At 66.3% G+C, this 18,046-nt stretch carries 15 protein-coding genes and 1 rRNA gene; 9 read left to right on the forward strand and 7 right to left on the reverse strand.

All coding sequences use genetic code 11. The features are described from left to right. Positions 1–276 precede the first annotated feature (276 nt). The 3 genes from F4X41_04350 to nhaA form a co-directional block, all read right to left on the reverse strand. Positions 277–2,082: an O-antigen ligase family protein gene (locus F4X41_04350; protein ID MYB16256.1), complete on the reverse strand. Its 1,806-nt coding sequence runs from the start codon at positions 2,080–2,082 to the stop codon at positions 277–279. A gap of 218 nt (positions 2,083–2,300) precedes the next feature. Then, entirely contained in the window at positions 2,301–3,158 is an 858-nt protein-coding gene (locus F4X41_04355; GenBank protein MYB16257.1) for a TIM barrel protein, read from the reverse strand. Between the two features lie 184 nt (positions 3,159–3,342). Next, positions 3,343–4,716 (reverse strand): Na+/H+ antiporter NhaA, encoded by a 1,374-nt coding sequence (gene nhaA, locus F4X41_04360; GenBank protein MYB16258.1) that lies wholly within the window; start codon positions 4,714–4,716, stop codon positions 3,343–3,345. Positions 4,717–4,913: 197 nt separating this feature from the next. On the opposite strand from nhaA, the gene lipA reads away from it, so the two are divergent. Further along, a complete protein-coding gene (gene lipA, locus F4X41_04365; GenBank protein ID MYB16259.1) occupies positions 4,914–5,810 on the forward strand; it encodes a lipoyl synthase in 897 nt (298 codons plus the stop codon). A gap of 16 nt (positions 5,811–5,826) precedes the next feature. On the opposite strand, the gene F4X41_04370 is transcribed toward lipA, so the two are convergent. The 4 genes from F4X41_04370 to F4X41_04385 all read right to left on the reverse strand — a co-directional run bounded on the left by F4X41_04370 (position 5,827) and on the right by F4X41_04385 (position 9,155). Beyond that, positions 5,827–6,816, reverse strand: a complete 990-nt coding sequence (locus F4X41_04370) for a hypothetical protein (GenBank protein ID MYB16260.1) — start codon at positions 6,814–6,816, stop codon at positions 5,827–5,829. Positions 6,817–6,843: 27 nt separating this feature from the next. Beyond that, positions 6,844–7,197 (reverse strand): helix-turn-helix transcriptional regulator, encoded by a 354-nt coding sequence (locus tag F4X41_04375; protein MYB16261.1) that lies wholly within the window; start codon positions 7,195–7,197, stop codon positions 6,844–6,846. A 120-nt stretch (positions 7,198–7,317) separates the two neighbouring features. Continuing rightward, positions 7,318–8,220, reverse strand: coding sequence for an acetylxylan esterase (locus F4X41_04380; GenBank protein ID MYB16262.1), 903 nt, complete (start codon positions 8,218–8,220; stop codon positions 7,318–7,320). Next, complete coding sequence (locus F4X41_04385) at positions 8,217–9,155, reverse strand: acetylxylan esterase (protein MYB16263.1); 939 nt, start codon at positions 9,153–9,155, stop codon at positions 8,217–8,219. The genes F4X41_04380 and F4X41_04385 overlap by 4 nt, the downstream gene beginning before the upstream one ends. A gap of 209 nt (positions 9,156–9,364) precedes the next feature. Between F4X41_04385 and F4X41_04390 the strand changes: the two genes are divergently transcribed. The 8 genes from F4X41_04390 to F4X41_04425 form a co-directional block, all read left to right on the forward strand. Then, the gene (locus tag F4X41_04390; protein ID MYB16264.1) at positions 9,365–10,360 is read left to right on the forward strand and encodes a thiamine pyrophosphate-dependent dehydrogenase E1 component subunit alpha; all 996 of its coding nucleotides are present in this window, start codon (positions 9,365–9,367) and stop codon (positions 10,358–10,360) included. Positions 10,361–10,366: 6 nt separating this feature from the next. Further along, complete coding sequence (locus F4X41_04395) at positions 10,367–11,392, forward strand: alpha-ketoacid dehydrogenase subunit beta (GenBank protein MYB16265.1); 1,026 nt, start codon at positions 10,367–10,369, stop codon at positions 11,390–11,392. Then, the gene (locus F4X41_04400) at positions 11,392–12,618 is read left to right on the forward strand and encodes a 2-oxo acid dehydrogenase subunit E2 (GenBank protein MYB16266.1); all 1,227 of its coding nucleotides are present in this window, start codon (positions 11,392–11,394) and stop codon (positions 12,616–12,618) included. The genes F4X41_04395 and F4X41_04400 overlap by 1 nt, the downstream gene beginning before the upstream one ends. 119 nt (positions 12,619–12,737) lie before the next feature. Continuing rightward, entirely contained in the window at positions 12,738–14,111 is a 1,374-nt protein-coding gene (locus F4X41_04405) for a DUF362 domain-containing protein (GenBank protein MYB16267.1), read from the forward strand. 15 nt (positions 14,112–14,126) lie between these two features. Continuing rightward, on the forward strand, positions 14,127–14,441 hold the full coding sequence (locus F4X41_04410; GenBank protein ID MYB16268.1) for a hypothetical protein: 315 nt from the start codon (positions 14,127–14,129) through the stop codon (positions 14,439–14,441). 184 nt (positions 14,442–14,625) lie between these two features. Further along, a complete protein-coding gene (locus F4X41_04415; GenBank protein ID MYB16269.1) occupies positions 14,626–16,068 on the forward strand; it encodes a DUF362 domain-containing protein in 1,443 nt (480 codons plus the stop codon). Positions 16,069–16,098: 30 nt separating this feature from the next. Next, positions 16,099–16,401, forward strand: coding sequence for a hypothetical protein (locus tag F4X41_04420; protein ID MYB16270.1), 303 nt, complete (start codon positions 16,099–16,101; stop codon positions 16,399–16,401). Positions 16,402–16,678: 277 nt separating this feature from the next. Beyond that, positions 16,679–18,046 (forward strand): 16S ribosomal RNA (locus F4X41_04425); the annotation flags it as partial.

The raw sequence follows: 18,046 nt of genomic DNA on the forward strand, positions 1-18,046 counted from the left end.
CACCGGCGCTGGCTGGATGGGGGTCGGCGCCGGGGTCGCGGGGGCCGGCGGGGCATCCGGAGCCGAATCGACAGCGCAGGCGGCCAGCATGACCGCCGCCAGCGCGATCGCGACCATCCTGCGCGAAGCCAGAGCTGGATTGGATGCCCGGCGGCCGGCCCCTGGCCGTCCGGGTCGAAACGGGGCCGGAACGGCGAAGCGGCAGGCTCCGTCCCGGACTGGCGGATTAGGGAGACTTGCCACTGCCGGTCAGAACGCGGTTTCCGGTCGCAGCCGTCAGCCTACCGCCGGGTCGCCGGGCAGCCCTTCCCGCCGGTCTCCCAGGGGATCGCGCTCGACCGCGAGCGAGTAGGCGAAAAACAGCCAGAAGAATGCGGCCAGCTCGGGACGGAAGTAGAAGTTGTCCAACAGCCCGTGGACAACCCCGGCCGCCATGGCGGCCAAGATGCCGGCATCGGCCCAGAAAAGGGCGCCGCTGCGGGCGGTCAATCCGCGCGCGATCACGCTAACCGATCGGGTCAGCAGCAACGCCAGCGCGGCGACCCCAGCCACCCCCAGCGATAGCCAGGCGTCCAGCAGCAGATTGTGCGGATGGGACAGGTTGGGCTCGCGCCACATTTGCGGATCCAGGTAATCGGGCAGACGGTAAAGGAAGTTGTCCGGTCCCACCCCCAGCCAAAGGTTGTCACCAGCCATCAGCGCCGCCGACCCCCAAAGCCGCAGCCGCACGTCCAGGGTGTCAGCGCCGAATCCGGCCAATGCCGAAATCACCAATCCAATCCCTACCGCAAGGCCGACCAGCGGCGCCAGCCAGCGGCCCAGAAACGGACGCGCCGCGCCCCAGGCGAGCTGGGCCAGGGCCGCCGCTCCCACCGCTCCGGCCAGCCAGCCGCCGCGCGACAGGGTAGCCAGCAGCGCGGCCGCGATCGCCAGCAGCAGCGCCGACAACCCGATTCGCCGGTTCACCCCGGCTGCGGCAAGGGCGAGGGCCAGGGCCAGCGGCAGTCCTCTTTCGAGCACCAGCGCCAAGCCGTTCGGCGAGCCCCAAGGCCCGCGCAGGCGGGCCAACTGACCGTCGGCGAAGAATTCGATTCCGCCCGAGAGCAGCGCCAGCACCGCGGCGATGCCGGCGGCCCCGGCAACCGCGCCGGCCAGCAGCAACCGGCGGCGGCCGGCCAGGTAGGTGGCGATCAGGCAGCCGAGCCACAGGGGCTCCAGCACCAGCAGACGCAGGCCGCGGACGGCCACCTTGGGGTAATCGGCCGCCGCGGTTGCGGCCAAGGCGGCACCCAAGAAAAGCAGCAAGAGAGGCAGGTGCCGACTCGCGATTCCGAACTCGACGCGGCCGAGCAGGGTCGCCCGCACCCCCCAGGCCCCGGTCAATGCGGCCAACCCCAGTTCGCCGGGGTTCAGGTGCAGCGGACCCAGCGGGACGGCGACCGGCGCCAGCAGCCAGCCGGCAACGGTCACTGTCGCCAGCGCCGCCGGCGCCGCCGTGCCCAGCAACCCCAGCGCCGCCAGACTGGCAAGACGAATCCAGAACCAGGGATCCCCCGGCCCCGCGGCGGGAATCGTTGCCACGAGGGTCAACAGAACCGCGGCCAGCAACAGGGCGGGGGCATCGGCGATTTGCACCCGTTCGATGACCGGGCGCCAGCGCCAGCGCCCGGACCACCAGTTCAGCAGCGACCCGAGTGCGAGCGCCGCTCCGGCGGCGGCAGCGGCGGTGCCGAGCCAGATCGGCCAGCGCGGCGCAGGTTCGCCGGCGATGGCAGCCCGGATCATTACCAGCTCGCCGGCCGAATCGGGCGCGCGGGCTCCGACTACTTCCAGGGTCATGCGGTGCAGGCCCGACGGGAGACCGGACGCCAGCGGCACGGCCGCGAATCCACTCTCGGTTGCATAAAGATCGAGTCGCGCGACCCCGCCGGCGGACTTAGGCACCAGATCGGCACGCGCGTCGGACCCGTCAATCCAGATCCGAGCCATTCCGCTGCCGGGACCCTCGAGGATCTCCAGGTCGATCGCGCTGCCCCGGAATTCGAGTTCGGCGCGGGCTCCGGGCTGGCCGCTGAACAACACCCGATCGAATCCGAGCTGGCCCGCCTCCCAGGGCCCGGACAGCTCCCACCCGGGACCATCGACCGGCAGCCGGTAGACGTTGGCGCTGCGGGGTTCCCCGCGGTCATCCCAGTAGAAGAGATAGGAAAACGCGCTGATTAACGCGGCCAGGCCCAGGAGGGCCAGCAGAATCGTCCGGGCCCCGGCCGAAGGGCCGCCAAGCGCGCGCTGGCCGGGCTTCAGGAACCTAGCTGGCTGGCGAGAAACTCAAGGCTTTCGCCGGCCGCGATGGCCGGATCGAGCGGCGAATAGTCCTGCTCGACCACCAGCCAGCCGCGGTAGTCGGATTCGGACAGCAGCGCTACAACCTCGCCGATCGCGCATTCACCCTGACCCAGCGGGGTGAACACGCCGTCGAGACTTGCCTCGCGAAAGCTGAGGCCGGCGTCGACGGAATCTTCCAGGACCTGGGCGTCGACGTCTTTGAGGTGAACGTAGGCGATCCGCTCGAGGTTTGTTTCGAAAAAGGCCAGCGGGTCGATTCCACCGTAAAGCAGCTGCCCGGTGTCGGGGGCCAGCGCCACGGTCTCGGGGTCGGTGCGGTCAATCAGGGCGTCGCACTCCTCCTGAGTCTCCACGAACGTTCCGGCGTGGTTGTGGAAGCCCAGCCGAAGGCCGAATTCCTCGGCCAGGAACTCGCCCGCCAGCGACAGGCCCTCCCCCAGGTAACCCCACTGCCAGTCGGTGAGGCCGTCGGCGCGGCCTTCGGGGAAATGGCCGGCGGTGGCAAAGCGGTGCGGCGATCCGGTCTGGGCGGCGACTATGAATCCGGCACCGCAGTCGGCGTAGCGCTCGGCCACCGCGCGCAGCGCGTCGAACTCCCGCTGCCGCCAGTCTGGATCGAACCAGTTGGCGGCAAAGTATCCGCCGGTCAGTTCGAGTTCGGTATCGGCCAGCAGACTGGCCATCGCGCGCGGTTGGTCGAAGAACTCGCGCATCCCCTCGATGCCGGCGTAGCCCAGCTCGGCTACGATTTCCGCAATCTCGGCGTACGGGGCCGAGCGCGGCCAAAGCGACGGGTTTATGCCGATTCGCACGCCCGCGTCCGGCGTCGGCCTAGATGAACGCCGGCAGGATGAGCCCGATCACCATAGCCGCAGCCACCGCGATGCTGATGACGTACCAGATCACCCTGACGTTCAGGACCCGACGCCGCAGGCGCCGCAGGCGCAGGAAGCGCGGACGCTGGTCGTGGAGTTGTTTTGATGCCATGAATTCTTCCTAACCTGGCTGACGCTGCGGCGATCCCTGGTAGCCGCCCGATTCGGCCGCGGCCACCGGCCCGCGCCCGCGGCCGGCAATGGTGAGCAGGATGAAGCCGCAGCCGCCGGCCAGCAGCGAGCCGCCCAGAATCCCCACCTTGGCCATGTCCAGCAGCTGCGCGTCGGCAAACGCCAGCTGGGCGATGAAAAGCGACATCGTGAACCCGATTCCGGCCAGCAGCCCGATCCCGGCGAACTGGGTCCAGCTGACTCCGTAGGGGGCCGTCGCAAGCCCGCTGCGGATCGCCAGGAACGAGCCCAGCAGGACCCCGGCCGGTTTGCCGACGAACAACCCCAGGACGATCCCCAGCGGGATTCCGGCCAGGGCCATATCGGGCGAGAGCGTAAGGGCCACGCCGGCGTTGGCGAACGCAAAGACCGGAACGATGAAGAAAGTGCTCCAGGGATGCAGCGCCGACTCCAGTTTCTGCAGCGGGGGCTGCGATTCGCCGACCACCCGGACTATCGCGTTAAGCGACGCCTGCTGATCGCGGCTGGTCATGACCGTTCGGCCCATCTCGGTTTCGCGCTCGAACACGCCCAGCGCCTCGCGGGCGCCGGCCAGGAAGCTGTCCGGGCCGATCCGGACGCTGGACGGGATCGTCATCGCCGCCAGCACGCCGGCGACGGTGGCGTGGACGCCGGAAAGCTCTACCGCGTACCACATCGGAACTGCCAGCAGGAGATAGGCCATTCCCGATCGCACGTTCAGGAACCAGAGCACCCACATGCCGAACCAGAGCAACGCCGCCCAGCCCAGCGCCGCGATGTTGATGTCGCCGGTGTAGAAGATCGCGATCACCAGCACCGCGCCCAGGTCATCCACGATCGCTACCGCGACCAGGAAAACCTTCAAGGCGGCCGGGACTCGCCGTCCCAGCAACGCCAACACGCCGATGGCGAAGGCGATGTCGGTCGCCATGGGAATCCCCCAGCCCGACGAACCCACCCCGGTGGCGTTGAAACCGGCGTAGATCGAGGCCGGGATCAGCATTCCGCCGATTGCCGCCACGATCGGCAGCATTGCCCGCTTGGGACTGCGGAGCTCGCCGGTTGTAAATTCCCGCTTGAGCTCCAGGCCGACGACGAAAAAGAAGATCGCCATCAGGGCGTCGTTCACCCAGAAATGCAGGTCCTCTTTGAGGGCGAAGTCGCCGAAGGAGAACCCGATCTTTAGATGGAGGAGATCGAAATAGGCCTCCGACCACTGTGAATTTGCCCAGACCAGCGCCAGGACCGCCACCAGCACCAGAACAATGCCGCCCGAGGCCTCCAGGTGGGCGAATCTTTGAACCGAACCCGCGACCCGCTCAATCGCCCCGGTCTGCGACATCGGGTGCACCGCGGCAAACCTTCGTAGCCACCTCACGGCGAACCCTCCCGCGCGGCGCGCGGTCGCGCCGGCAGAGCAGCAGCAGGGGTGGAGTGGGCGGGCATGTGTGGCAATTTTCGCCGACGCGGTTTTCCCCGCCATAATTTCAGGCGCGCCCACGCTTCCGTGAACGCATCCTGAAAGGCCCGTTCGAAAGCATGCCGACAGCGGTACCCGAGACCCGATTCGGGCCGCGCAAGCCGCCCTGGCTGAAAGTCCGGCTACCGCTGCCCTCGCAGAGCGAACCGCTGCTCAAGACGGTTCGCCGCTACGGACTGGAAACGGTCTGCCGCGAGGCCCGCTGCCCTAACGCGATGGACTGCCACGCCCGCGGCACGGCCACGTTCATGATCCTGGGCGCCATCTGCACCCGCGCCTGCCGGTTCTGTGCGGTCACCTCCGGGCGACCCGAACCGGTCGATCCGCTGGAGCCGGCCCGACTGGCCCTTGCGGTCCGCGAACTGGATCTGAAGCACTGCGTGATCACCTCGGTCGACCGCGACGATTTGCCCGATTTCGGGGCCGGCCACTTCGCCGCCTGCATCCGGGCGGTCCGCAGGCAGTGCCCGGAAACGGCGATCGAGGTCCTGACCCCGGACTTCCAGGGCGACCCCGACTCGATCGCCACGGTTGTGGAGGCCGCCCCCGACGTCTACAACCACAACCTCGAGACCGTACCGCGGCTCGCGCCGCGGATCCGCCCCAAGGCCAAATACGAGCAATCGCTCGAGCTGCTGGCCCGGGTCAAGCGCCTTGACCCGGCGATGACCACCAAGTCCGGAATCATGGTCGGTCTGGGCGAACGCGACGACGAGGTCCGAGCGGTCATGGCCGACATGCGGCGCCACGACATCGACATCCTCACGATCGGCCAGTACTTGCGGCCATCGCCCAAACACGCCGCGGTTGAGCGGTACGTCCACCCGCGTGAATTTGCGGCCTGGTCACGACATGGCCGCGAACTCGGGTTTCGGCACGCGTTTTGCGGACCGCTGGTCCGCAGTTCCTTCCACGCCGGGGAGGTTTACGAGCAGGCCGCCGCCGCGCCGGCGTAGAAGGACATTCCCCGGTCTAGAACTCGAATTCGCGGACCGGGCGGGAGCCGGGACGGCCGATCTTTATCGGGTCCGGCGGGTCGAACGACTCGTCAGCGCCCCACGGCAACTCCGGGCTGCCGCCGGCAAGTTCGCCGACGCCCTTGAGTCCGGAGAGCTTTTCGGCCCCGGCGATCGCCTCGGCGTCGCCGCCGTAGTACTCGAACCAGGGCATGCCGGCCGCGGTGTATTCCTTGGCGGTCGGCGGCCGGGTGGGCGGGAGCTCGCCGGTCAATGCCATCCACTGGCCGGAATTTGCAATGCTTACGAAACACCGGCTGGAGTGGCGCTGGTCCCAGGCGTCGAGCCCGTAGGGGTCCTCGTAGATCTCCTGCCGCATCCTCCCGCCGGGCGCCAGCCCCATCTCCGCGTCACCGTACGCAGCCAGCGGCATCGCCAGACAATCAACCCGATGCTTGCTAGCCATTGCTTCGTAGCGATCGCGCTTCATCGGATAGGCGATTACCTGCAGGCCGCCGTGCTCGGCCAGGCCGGTTAGCTGTTCCTCGGCCGTGTAGCCCTTCCCCAACGGCATGGCGACGAATTGTCGGATCAGACCTTGCTCGACGCAGTAGCCGTCCAGCCAGGGCTGCTCCGGCACCACCACGTAGTCCTGCGGGTCTAGGTTCAGGTGATTGACCCACGCATCGCCGGAGACCGCGCAGACCTTGCCGGTGGCGATCTTCAGCGCGAACGGGTAGCCGCCCGGGGCATCGAAATTGATCCACATCGCCTCGGCCTGGTGCATGGGCATAAGTACTCCGCCGCGCCGCCGCCAGTGTTCCGGCAGCCGCGCCGCGTGATCGTCAAGGTGCTGCAGCGGGAAGCGCTCGAAACCCGGCGGCAGCGGGTATTCGCGCCCGTCGTCGGGGATCCGCAGAGTCCGGATGAGCTCCAGCGTGCACACCGCGTCCGGATGGACGTCTGGAAAGTCGAAACGCAATCGGTTCTTGTGCAGGGTGATCATGGATATTCCTTTTTCCACATCAATCGGTTACCAGTCGCCGTCGCGCACCTCGCGCACCACATGCAGAATCGCGTCGTCCGGCGCCGCCTTCAAGTCCCGCAGCAGCTGCGCAAACAGTTGCGGGCGGAGGCGAATGATCTCCTGCAGGTCGGCCGAAACCTTGCCCGCCAGGGCCAGGTAGACGTCCGGGTCTATACCCAGTTCACCGGCCAGGCGCAGGGTGGTCGCCTCCGATGGCGGAGAGACGTCGCCGCGTTCGATCTTGCTCAGGTAGGCGGGTTCGATCCCGATCCTCTGCGCCACCTGGCGGAGCGAGAACCGCCGGTCACCGGCGCGCAACTGTTCGCGTCGGTGGCGGGTTGTAGTGCCAAAGTGCGTCATGTGTCATACATAGTACACATTCGATGCCCCAATTTCAAGCCCGTGCATTTGCCCTCCCTTGGGACAAAGACCGGCTCACGGTCTCTCAACTCCTCCGCAAGGCCGGTTAAGTGGAAAGTTTCAGTTCCAATGCCGGGGCAGGATCGGTGGTCCCGAACCTAGCTGGTCGGCGATCCAGCCATCGATCGCCACTCCGTCAAGGTAGTTCGAATCGGCCGACTGGTAACTGCTCGCCGGGCCCGCAATCGCCGCGATCAGCGGTGCCAGGGCGCTCTCGTCGCGATCCGAGCCGGCCGGGCCGGACACGATCAGGGCCGGTGCCGACACCTGCGGGGCGAATCGCATTAGATCGAAATTGGCCAGGGTCAGCTCAACGCTGGCGCGGCGGCCCGGGAAGCGCCGCAGGTAGTCGTTGTACTCCTCGAGCGGATAGGCGCGGGTCCGAGCGGATCGCCCGAGGGGATCGAAGAACAGCTCGGGGCTGCAGACCAGGCAGGTGGCCATTCCGGTCAGCGCCACGGACTGCAAGGCCAGGTCGTTCCCGACCGTCACCAGGCGGTCGGGGTCGACTTCGGGCCGCCCGGACAGGAACTGGAGCCCGCGCGCGGCGTCGGCGACAACGTCGCGGAAGAGGTAACGTTCGGGGCTCTCGATCCCGCGGGTCAGCAGGCCGGGAAACATCACCGCGAGCGGGCTGTCGGCGGTGCGCTGGCCGCGGTGGGCCAGCGAAAAAGTCACGAAGCGCGACCGCACCTCGTTGGCCGTGCCCTGGGGAATAATCTCCTGGACGCTGCCGTAGGGAGGGGTCCAGTAGATCGTGGGAAAGGGGCCCTCGCCCCTGGGGACGCTCAGGTAACCGAACAGTCGGTAGGGCCCGACGCCGGTCAGGCGTACCCCGAAGAGGCGCGCGAATTCGGTTTCGCGCAAGGGGATTTCAAACGACTCCGGCGCGGCCGGAGTTTCGGCAAGCCGGCCCATTACCGAGTCCCAGTAGGGCTCGAACCCTACGGCGGGTTCGGTCATCGCCGAGCTTCCGGTTCGAGGCGCTCGGCCAGGAATTGGGCCGCAATCTGATCGTGTTCGTGACGGCCGGCGCTGTGGCCCTGATCGGGGTAGGCGTAAAGCCGTTTATCGGAAGCGGCGATGTCGCGAAAGACCGCATAACCGGTCTCGGGCGGGCAGACGTTGTCGCGGAGCCCGATATTCATGATCAACGGGCAGGTGATCGACGGCGCAAAGTTCAGGCAGTCAAAGTAGGCGAGCGTCCGCTCGACCCGCCGCCGGCGCTGCGGATACAGCCGCAGGTAGTCGGAAATCTCGCGGTACGGATAGCTGCTGGTCAGTTCGGTCGCGTCAAGCATGCCAACCAGGAACGGGGCCCCTACCGAGGCGGCCCGGACCTGGGGCCGGCGGGCCGCGGTGCAAAGCGCGAGCGCCCCGCCCTGGCTGGACCCGGCAACGCCCAGGCGCCCTTCATCCACTTCCGGCCGGGCGCTGAGGAAGTCGATGCCGCGCCAGGCGTCGACGTAAAAGCCGCGGTACGAATAGGTATTGCGGTCGACAATTCCATGGGTAAGCAGGCCCGGATATCCGGGGTCGAACTGGGACCGCGCGCGGAGCTTGCCGCGCGGGGCAACGGCCAGCGCCGCGTAACCAAGACGCGCCCATTCCTTGGGAACGGCCGGATCGCTTTTGTAGCCGGGCACCTTCAGCAAGCCCGGAAATGGCCCCTCGACGTTGGCCGGCAGGCAATACCAGGCCGCAACCCTGACCCGGTCGATGCTGGTGTAGAAGGCCTGGTAGACAGTGACCTCCGCGTCCGACCGCAGCCGGTCCCGCACCAGTTGCGGCGCCAGACCGATTTCGCGGGCCTGGGCCTCGACATCCCGCCAGAAACGGCCGAAGTCCGAAGGTCTTTCGGTGGAGCAGGCGTAGTCGGGGTCTACAAAGTGCGCCATGACCGCTGGCCTGCGACCCCTGGTTGCTGCCGGATTCGGGCCATTGTACGTGGACTCCCGGAGCGGTTCGCCCCCGCCGGGAATTCGGACTGATGGGCCGAATCTCCAGAATTAAGCTTGAATGCACGGGGTCGCCAGACCCCGCAGAGTGGAATCGGGCAAGCAGCAAAAGGCGATCCATGAGCGTAGAGAACGTCGACATGCTCGGGATGACGCCGAGCCTGCGCGGCCGCGATCGACGCGCCCTACCCGGACGCGAGACCGTCCTCGGGATGTACCAGCGGATGATGTTGATTCGGCGTTTCGAGGAAGTCGCCGAGGACATGTTTCGGCAGGCGCGTATGCGCGGCGCGTTGCACTTCTATATAGGTGAGGAAGCTTCCGGCGTCGGGGTCTGCGCGGCCCTGCGCGACAGCGACTTCATTACCTCCACGCACCGCGGCCACGGCCACTGCATAGCCAAGGGCGGCCAGGTCGACCGGATGATGGCCGAATTGTTCGGCCGCTCCACCGGCTATTGCGGGGGCAAGGGCGGGTCGATGCATATCGCCGACCTGGACATTGGGATCCTGGGTGCTAACGGGATCGTCGGCGCGGGCATCCCGATCGCCGCCGGGGCCGGACTGGGCTCCAAACTGCGCGGCGAGGACGCGGTGACGGTCTGCTTCTTCGGGGACGGCGCCGGACCGACCGGGGCCTTCCACGAGGGGGTCAACTTCGCCGCCGTACAGAAGCTTCCGGTCATATACGTCTGCGAGAACAACCAATACGGAATGGCCACCCGGGCCGACCAGGCCAACGCCGGCCCCAGCATCGCCGGGCGCGGCGATGCCTACGGAATCCCCGGCGTGGTAGTCGACGGCCAGGACGTGATCGCGGTCTACGAAGCGGCCTCCGAAGCGGTCGCGCGCGCCCGCGCCGGGGCCGGGCCGACCCTGATCGAGTCGTTCACCTATCGCTACAAGGGCCACACCGTGCACGACATGGCCGGGTACCGCTCGCGGGAAGAACTCGAGGAGTGGATGCAGCGCGATCCGATCTACCGCTTCCGCACCGAACTGACCGACTTTGCCGGCATTGCCGGCGAGGAGTTGGACGCAATCGACGCCGAGGTTGAGGCCGAGGTCGCGGCCGCGGTCGAATTCGCCGAGTCCAGCCCCTTCCCGGACGTTGCGGCGATCGAAGAAGACGTATACGCGAGCTGATAACCCATGGCCATTGCACAACCAACCGCTGTCGATGCTGGGGAATCCAGCGATCGCCAGATCTATTTCAATCAGGCCCTCAACGAGGCTCTCGACGAGGAGCTGGCCCGCGACGAGCGGGTGTTCGTGCTCGGCGAGGAGATCGGGGTCTGGGGCGGCGCCTACAAGGTGACCGCCGACCTGCTGGACAAGTACGGTCCCGAACGCATCGTCGACACCCCGATTTCCGAGGCCCTTATCGCGGGGGCGGCGGTCGGGGCGGCGATCACCGGTTCGCGGCCGGTGGCCGAGTTCATGTACCAGGACTTCATGGGCATCGCCATGGACCAGATCGTGAACCAGGCGGCCAAGAACCGCTACATGTTCGGCGGCAAGGCCACCCTGCCGATCGTTTACCGGGCCTCGACCGGGGCCGGCGTCGGCAACGCCGCCCAGCACACCCAGAGCCTTGAGGCCTGGTTCACCCACGTGCCCGGCCTGAAGGTCGTGTCCCCCTCGAATCCGTACGACGCCAAGGGGCTGCTCAAGTCGGCCATCCGCGACGACAACGTGGTCTGCTTCTTCGAGCACAAGGCCCTCTACGGCAGCCGCGGACCGGTCCCGACCGGCGAATACCTGGTCCCGCTCGGGCAGGCCAACGTCGTCCGCGGCGGCGATGCGGCGACCATCGTGACCTACTCGCGCCAGGTGAACTTCGCCTTGGAAGCCGCCGAGCAGCTGTCCGGCGAGGGTACCGAAGTCGAAGTCATCGACCTGCGCACCCTCTACCCGCTCGACGTGGAGGCCGTGCTGGCCTCGGTGCGCAAGACCAACCGCGCGATGGTTGTCCACGAAGCGGTCCGCTTCGGCGGATTCGGCGGCGAGCTCGCGGCCCAGATTGGCGAGCTCGCGTTCGACTACCTTGACGCGCCGGTCAAGCGGCTTGGCGCCAAGCACTCCCCGGTGCCGTTCTCGGAATCACTGGAGATGGGGTCCTTCCCCAGCGTCGCCGACATCGCGGCCGGCGTGCGCGACCTGCTGCGGGGAGTCTGATGGCAACGCCGATCCTGATGCCCCTGATGGGCATCACGATGGAAGAAGGCATCATCACCCGCTGGCTGGTCGACGAGGGGGCCAACGTCGCCAAGGGCGACGTGGTGTTGGAATTCGAGACTGACAAGATAAACGCCGAGGTCGAGGCCCCGGCCGACGGCATTCTGGCTGGCATCACCGCCGGCGCCGGCGAGGCGGTCAAGGTGCAGGGCGTTTGCGCTTGGGTGCTGGCCGACGGCGAGTCGGTTCCCGACGGGCAGCCCGGCGCGGCGGCCGCGGCTCCCCCACCGGAGCCGGAAGCCCCGCCGGAACCGCAATTCGCCGCACCGGCCGCGCCGCCGCGTCCCGGCGGCCGGGTGTTCGCATCTCCGCTGGCGCGCCGCCTGGCGCGCGAGGCCTCGCTCGAGCTAGCCGAGATTCGAGGCAGCGGGCCGAGCGGCCGGATCGTCGCTGACGACGTCCGCGCCCATCTGCGGGCCGCGCCTGCGCCTGCCGCGCCCGCGCCTCCCGCTCCGGCAACCCCGGCTCCGGTCCCTGTCGCCGTCCCGGCCGGCCTGCCCGGCCGCCGCCGCGTAATCGCCGAACGCATGATGGCCAGCCTCAGCCAGTCGGCTCAAGTGACGCTCAATTCGGAATGCGACGCCGGCGAATTCGTAGCCCTGCGCAGCAAGCTGGCCGGCCAGTACGAAGCCGAACTCGGGTTCCGCATCTCCTACAACGACCTGCTGGTTCGGATATGCGCCCGTGTGCTGGTCGAACAACCCAACATGCAGTCCCAGATCCGGGACGGTGAGCTCTTCGCGCCGGACCAGATCAACGTCGGCCTCGCGGTGGACGCCCCCGACGGGCTGGTCGTGCCGAACCTGAAAGACGTGGCCGGCACGCAGCTGTTGGACGTCGCGCGCGGCTACCGCGAATTATTCGAAGGCGCGCGCAACGGGACCCTGGGCCTGGACCAGGTCACCGGCGGGACGTTTACGATCACCAATCTGGGCGCGATCGGGGTCGACACCTTCACACCGGTCCTGAATCCGCCCGAAGCGGCGATCCTGGGCGTCGGACGAATCGTCCGCAAGCCGGTCGTATCCGAATCCGGCGACCTGGTTGCCGGAACCAGGATGTCGCTCTCGCTTACCTTCGACCACCGCCTCAACGACGGGGCCGCCGCGGCCCGTTTCCTCCAGCGCATCGGTCAGTACATCGAGCAGCCCTACCTGCTGATCTAGTCGCCCGCCCGCTCCGCGGCCAAGGGACTGGGTCCGGCCAAACATAGACTTTGGCTACTTCGGAAAGCAGCACCGCCAGTTCCACCCCGCACGGGTTTGGCAGCAGAGGAGCAGTGGAGATGGCATCCAAGGTATGGACGATGGACCGGCGCAGCCTGTCCTCAAACACCGGGTACGTCCCGCAGACCCTCACCCTCTTCGAGGCGGCCGGGTTCGAGAAGCTGATCAAGCCCGGCGACGTGGTGGCTATCAAGCTGCACTGCGGCGAGTGGAACAATTCGGCCTACCTGCGGCCGGTCTATGCCCGGGCGGTGGCCGACGAGGTCAAGCGCCTCGGCGGTCGTCCCTTCGTCTGCGACACGACCACAATGACCTACGGGCCGAAAGCGTCGCGCGTTATCGCCCCGGACCTCATGCTGACCGCCGAGCGCAACGGCTACAACTCGGCCTCGCTGGGCTGCCCGTTCCTCTCCGCCGACGGTTTTAACGGCACCGACGACGTGCGCATTCCCCTGCCCGAGGGCTACATCCTCAACGAGGCCTATGTGGCCAAGGCGATCGCCCTGGCCGACGTGATGATCGCTTTGACGCACTTTAAGGGTCACCCGATGGGGGTGATCGGCGGGGCGGTCAAGAACCTTGGGATCGGCTGCCAGTCCAAGCGCGGCAAATACAACGTGCACATGGGCGGGCACCCCGATTTCGGGTTCCCAGGCGTGGCCGAATGGCACCCGGAGAACGTTACCGAGGGCTTTAAGGAAATGGTCCCCGGGATCTGCATCCACGAGGCCTACTCGCGCCAGAACGGCCACGTCGAATGGCACCCCGAGCGCTGTCGCAGCTGCCTGGGTTGTGCCGGAGCCCAGATGGTTTCCGGCGCCTGGACCAATACCGAGGACAACTACCGCGCGTTCAACGCCGCCTGCGCCGACGCCTGCCTGGCGGTCACCAAGGCGCTCGACGGCAAGATCGCCTACCTGAACCTGGGGCTGGACGTATCGCCCAAGTGCGACTGCCTCGACCACGCCGACCTGCCGGTGACCCCGCACCTGGGGATCTTCGCCAGCTACGATCCGGTGGCGGTCGACACCGCCTGCCTGGACAAAGTGGTCGAACTCCCCGGCATGCCGGGATCGGCGGCCGAGGACTTCGGCGTCGACGCGCCCGGCGACCACAAACTCACCGTGGCCGCCTCGATGGTCCCCGGATCCTCGGAGGAGACCCAGCTGAACACCGGCGTCAAGAACGGACTGGGCACCAAGGACTACGAACTGATCGAAGTGTTCGAATCCGACACCGACCGCTTCGGGTTCTACGACAACCGCCTGGTCGGCGAGCGCTACAAGACGATCTACGCCAAGGAAAACCCCTTCCCGGCCGACCGCCACGGCGGCACCGGTTTCGACCGCAAGCGCCGTTCCGAGATCGACCTTGACGAGGTCGCCGGCCCGCGCGTGACCGCACCGGTCGGACACTCCCACCACGGCCACTAAACAAGGACTCAACACATGATGGTTCCCAAGGGTGTCGAACACCTAACCGAAGCCGCCGAGATCGCCGGTCAGCTCGCTGAAGGCGCCGACGGCGATGAGACCCGGGAACGGCTTACGGCGATGCAGGCAACCCTGCTAGCCATCGCCGATTCGCCGCTGGCCAAGAGCGGGCTGGTCGTGCCCTTGACCGCCCCGGTAAACCGGGGGGCCAAGAAGCTGGCCTCGGTCGGCAACGGCGACGGTTTCGAAGCCGCGCTCGGCCCACTCGAGACGGCGGTCGCCAACCTGGCCAAGAAAGCCGGCGGGGCGGGCAACATCGCGATAACCTGACCCGGTCCCGGCCGGATGGCGTCCCGGCCGGATGGCGTCCCGGCCGGAAGGCCTTCGCGGCCGAGCGGACCGATCGGCCGGGGACCAAACGGGCGCCGGGCGTAAATGGCTGCTGCGCGGTTGGGTTGACTTCGGCAGTCCGGCCGGAGGGTGCGGCCACCCTTCCTGAACGCGCAATTACACTGTGGCAAGCATGGTTGAGTGGATGACCCCGCTGCGGCAGCCAGTGGCGGGGCACGGGAGCTTGTCAAAGATGGCATCCAAGGTATGGACGATGGACCGGCGCAGCCTGTCCTCAAACACCGGGTACGTCCCGCAGACCCTCACCCTCTTCGAGGCGGCCGGGTTCGAGAAGCTGATCAAGCCCGGCGACGTGGTGGCTATCAAGCTGCACTGCGGCGAGTGGAACAATTCGGCCTACCTGCGGCCGGTCTATGCCCGGGCGGTGGCCGACGAGGTCAAGCGCCTCGGCGGTCGTCCCTTCGTCTGCGACACGACCACAATGACCTACGGGCCCGGCGCCTCCCGGGTGATTGCGCCGGACTTGATGACCACTGCCGAGCGCAACGGCTACAACTCGGCCTCGCTGGGCTGCCCGTTCCTCTCCGCTGACGGCTTCAACGGCACCGACGACGTGCGCATCCCCCTGCCCGAGGGCTACATCCTCAACGAGGCTTACGTAGCCAAGGCGATCGCCCTGGCCGACGTGATGATCGCTTTGACGCACTTCAAGGGTCACCCGATGGGGGTGATCGGCGGGGCAGTCAAGAACCTTGGGATCGGCTGCCAGTCCAAGCGCGGCAAGTACAACGTGCACATGGGCGGGCACCCCGATTTCGGGTTCCCGGGGGTTGTCGAGTGGCACCCCGAAAACGTGACCGACGACATCAAAGCCATGGTGCCCGGAATCTGCATCCACGAGGCCTACTCGCGCCAGAACGGCCATGTCGAATGGCACTCCGAGCGCTGCCGCAGCTGTCTTGGCTGCTACGGCAACATGGCCACCGTCGGAGCCTGGACCAACACCGAGGACAATTTGCGCGCGTTCAACGCCGCCTGCGCCGACGCCTGCCTGGCGGTCACCAAGGCGCTCGACGGCAAGATCGCCTACCTGAACCTGGGGCTGGACGTATCGCCCAAGTGCGACTGCCTCGACCACGCCGACCTGCCGGTGACCCCGCACCTGGGGATCTTCGCCGGCTATGACCCGGTGGCGATCGACACCGCCTGCCTGGACAAGGTGGTCGAACTCCCCGGCATGCCGGGATCCTCGGCCGAGGACTTCGGAGTGGAGGCGCCGGGTGATCGCAAGCTGGAGATGGCCGCCTCGATGGTTCCCGGATCCTCGGAGGAGACTCAGCTGAACACCGGCGTCAAGAACGGACTGGGAACCAAGGACTACGAACTGATCGAAGTGCCCGAGTCCGACACCGACCGCTTCGGGTTCTACGACAACCGCCTGGTAGGAATCCGCTACAAGTCGATCTACGCCAAGGAAAACCCCTTCCCGGCCGACCGCCACGGCGGCACCGGGTTCGACCGCAAGCGCCGCTCCGAGATCGACCTGGACGAGGTCGCCGGGCCGCGCGTGACCGAACCGGCCGGGCACGCCCACCACCACCACTAAGGCTCTCCCCTACCGGGGCGAAGGCCGGTAGTGGGTTCCAAGGCTGCGGCCCAGCTCAGCGAGGCGGCCGCGATCGCGGTCGAGCTGGGCGGGCGGCATCCCGATCTGGCAGACCGATTCTGCAGCCTTGCGACTCAGCTGAACGAACTGGCCAATACGCAGCTGGCGGGCAGCCCGATTGCCCTGCCGCTGACCGCGCCGATCAGACGCAACGCCCTGAATCTGAAGGAAGCGTTCGGGGATGGATTCTGCGCGGGAATACGATCGTTGGAGGAACAAGTCGCCAACCTGCATAAGCGCGCCGGCGATTGGGGGCGAATAGCCGGCGACTGAAGGCCGAATGCCATCAAACGGCGCCGGTTCCGCCCTCCCCGACCGGGGCGCGTTGGCCCCGGATGTCGCCGACTATAATTGCGGGCTCTTTAGCAGCACTTACCCGTTTTTTCGGCTGAGGATTTTGCGAGGGCAGAACCTTCGACAACTGAAGAGCAGCCGAATTGAGACATGACACGATGTCGATTCATGGCGAGTTATGTCTGCAGAGTTTCAGGACGTAAAAGCGCTTCATCTAATTGCTTGAAACCTTCTCGCTTGCGAGAAGTATTCACTGTGATGGAGAGTTTGATCCTGGCTCAGGATTAACGCTGGCGGCGTGCCTTATCAATGCGAGTCGAACGGTACGGACACTTCGGTGTCACGACCGTGGCGTCCGGGTGAGTAACACGTGGGTGATCTGCCTCTTTGTGGGGGATAACCCCGGGAAACCGGGGACAATACCGCATACGATCACCGGAATGCGTTCCGGTGATGAAAGATTTATCGCAGAGAGAGGAGCCCGCGGTCGATTAGCTTGTTGGCGGGGTAAAAGCCCACCAAGGCTGAGATCGATAGCTGGTCTGAGAGGATGAGCAGCCACACTGGGACTGAAACATGGTCCTGAGCCCTACGGGGTTTAGCATGAAGGAATCTTGCGCAATGGGGGAAACCCTGACGCAGCAACGCCGCGTGGACGATGAAGGCTCTTGGGTCGTAAAGTCCTTTTCCGAGTGATGATGATGACAGTAGCTCGGGAATAAGTCACGGCCAACTACGTGCCAGCAGCCGCGGCAATACGTAGGTGGCGAGCGTTATCCGGAATTACTGGGCGTAAAGCGCACGTAGGCGGACCGAAAGGTTGCCTGTGAAATCTCAGGGCCCAACCCTGAGGCGCCGGGCAAAACCATCGGTCTTGAGGCTGGGAGAGGGAAGCGGAACTTCCGGTGTAGTGGTGGAATGCGTAGATATCGGAAGGAACACCTGTGGCGAAGGCGGCTTCCTGGCCCAGAACTGACGCTAAGGTGCGAAGGCGTGGGGAGCAAACGGGATTAGGTACCCCGGTAGTCCACGCTGTAAACGATGGATGCTAGATGTTCAAGGTCTTGACCGTTGGGTGTCGTAGCTAACGCGTTAAGCATCCCGCCTGGGGACTACGGTCGCAAGACTAAAACTCAAAGGAATTGACGGGGGCCCGCACAAGCAGCGGAGCGTGTTGTTTAATTCGAGGCTACGCGAAGAACCTTACCAGGGTTTGACATGTTCCGGACAGCTTTGGAAACAAAGTCTTCCTTTAGGACCGGTTCACAGGTGTTGCATGGCTGTCGTCAGCTCGTGCCGTGAGGTGTTGGGTTAAGTCCCGCAACGAGCGCAACCCTCGTCGTTAGTTGTATTTCTCTAGCGAGACTGCCGAGAGAAACTCGGAGGAAGGTGGGGATGAGGTCAAGTCAGCATGACCCTTACGCCCTGGGCTACAAACACGCTACAATGGCCGATACAATGGGCAGCAAACCGGCGACGGTGAGCGAATCTCATAAAGTCGGCCCCAGTTCGGATTGCAGGCTGCAACTCGCCTGCATGAAGTTGGAGTTGCTAGTAACCGCAGGTCAGCATACTGCGGTGAATACGTTCCCGGGCCTTGTACACACCGCCCGTCACGTCATGG

The sequence above is a fragment of the Chloroflexota bacterium genome, from assembly GCA_009840625.1.
GTDB lineage: Bacteria > Chloroflexota > UBA11872 > UBA11872 > VXNJ01 > VXNJ01.

Bases quoted from the DNA above. Each gene is read 5' to 3' on its own strand.
- F4X41_04400 (MYB16266.1), top strand. From the start codon at position 11,392: ATGGCAACGCCGATCCTGATGCCCCTGATGGGCATCACGATGGAAGAA.
- lipA (MYB16259.1), top strand. From the start codon at position 4,914: ATGCCGACAGCGGTACCCGAGACCCGATTCGGGCCGCGCAAGCCGCCC.
- F4X41_04390 (MYB16264.1), top strand. From the start codon at position 9,365: ATGACGCCGAGCCTGCGCGGCCGCGATCGACGCGCCCTACCCGGACGC.
- F4X41_04405 (MYB16267.1), top strand. From the start codon at position 12,738: ATGGCATCCAAGGTATGGACGATGGACCGGCGCAGCCTGTCCTCAAAC.
- nhaA (MYB16258.1), bottom strand. From the start codon at position 4,716: ATGTCGCAGACCGGGGCGATTGAGCGGGTCGCGGGTTCGGTTCAAAGA.
- F4X41_04375 (MYB16261.1), bottom strand. From the start codon at position 7,197: ATGACGCACTTTGGCACTACAACCCGCCACCGACGCGAACAGTTGCGC.
- F4X41_04385 (MYB16263.1), bottom strand. From the start codon at position 9,155: ATGGCGCACTTTGTAGACCCCGACTACGCCTGCTCCACCGAAAGACCT.
- F4X41_04395 (MYB16265.1), top strand. From the start codon at position 10,367: ATGGCCATTGCACAACCAACCGCTGTCGATGCTGGGGAATCCAGCGAT.
- F4X41_04410 (MYB16268.1), top strand. From the start codon at position 14,127: ATGATGGTTCCCAAGGGTGTCGAACACCTAACCGAAGCCGCCGAGATC.
- F4X41_04380 (MYB16262.1), bottom strand. From the start codon at position 8,220: ATGACCGAACCCGCCGTAGGGTTCGAGCCCTACTGGGACTCGGTAATG.
- F4X41_04370 (MYB16260.1), bottom strand. From the start codon at position 6,816: ATGATCACCCTGCACAAGAACCGATTGCGTTTCGACTTTCCAGACGTC.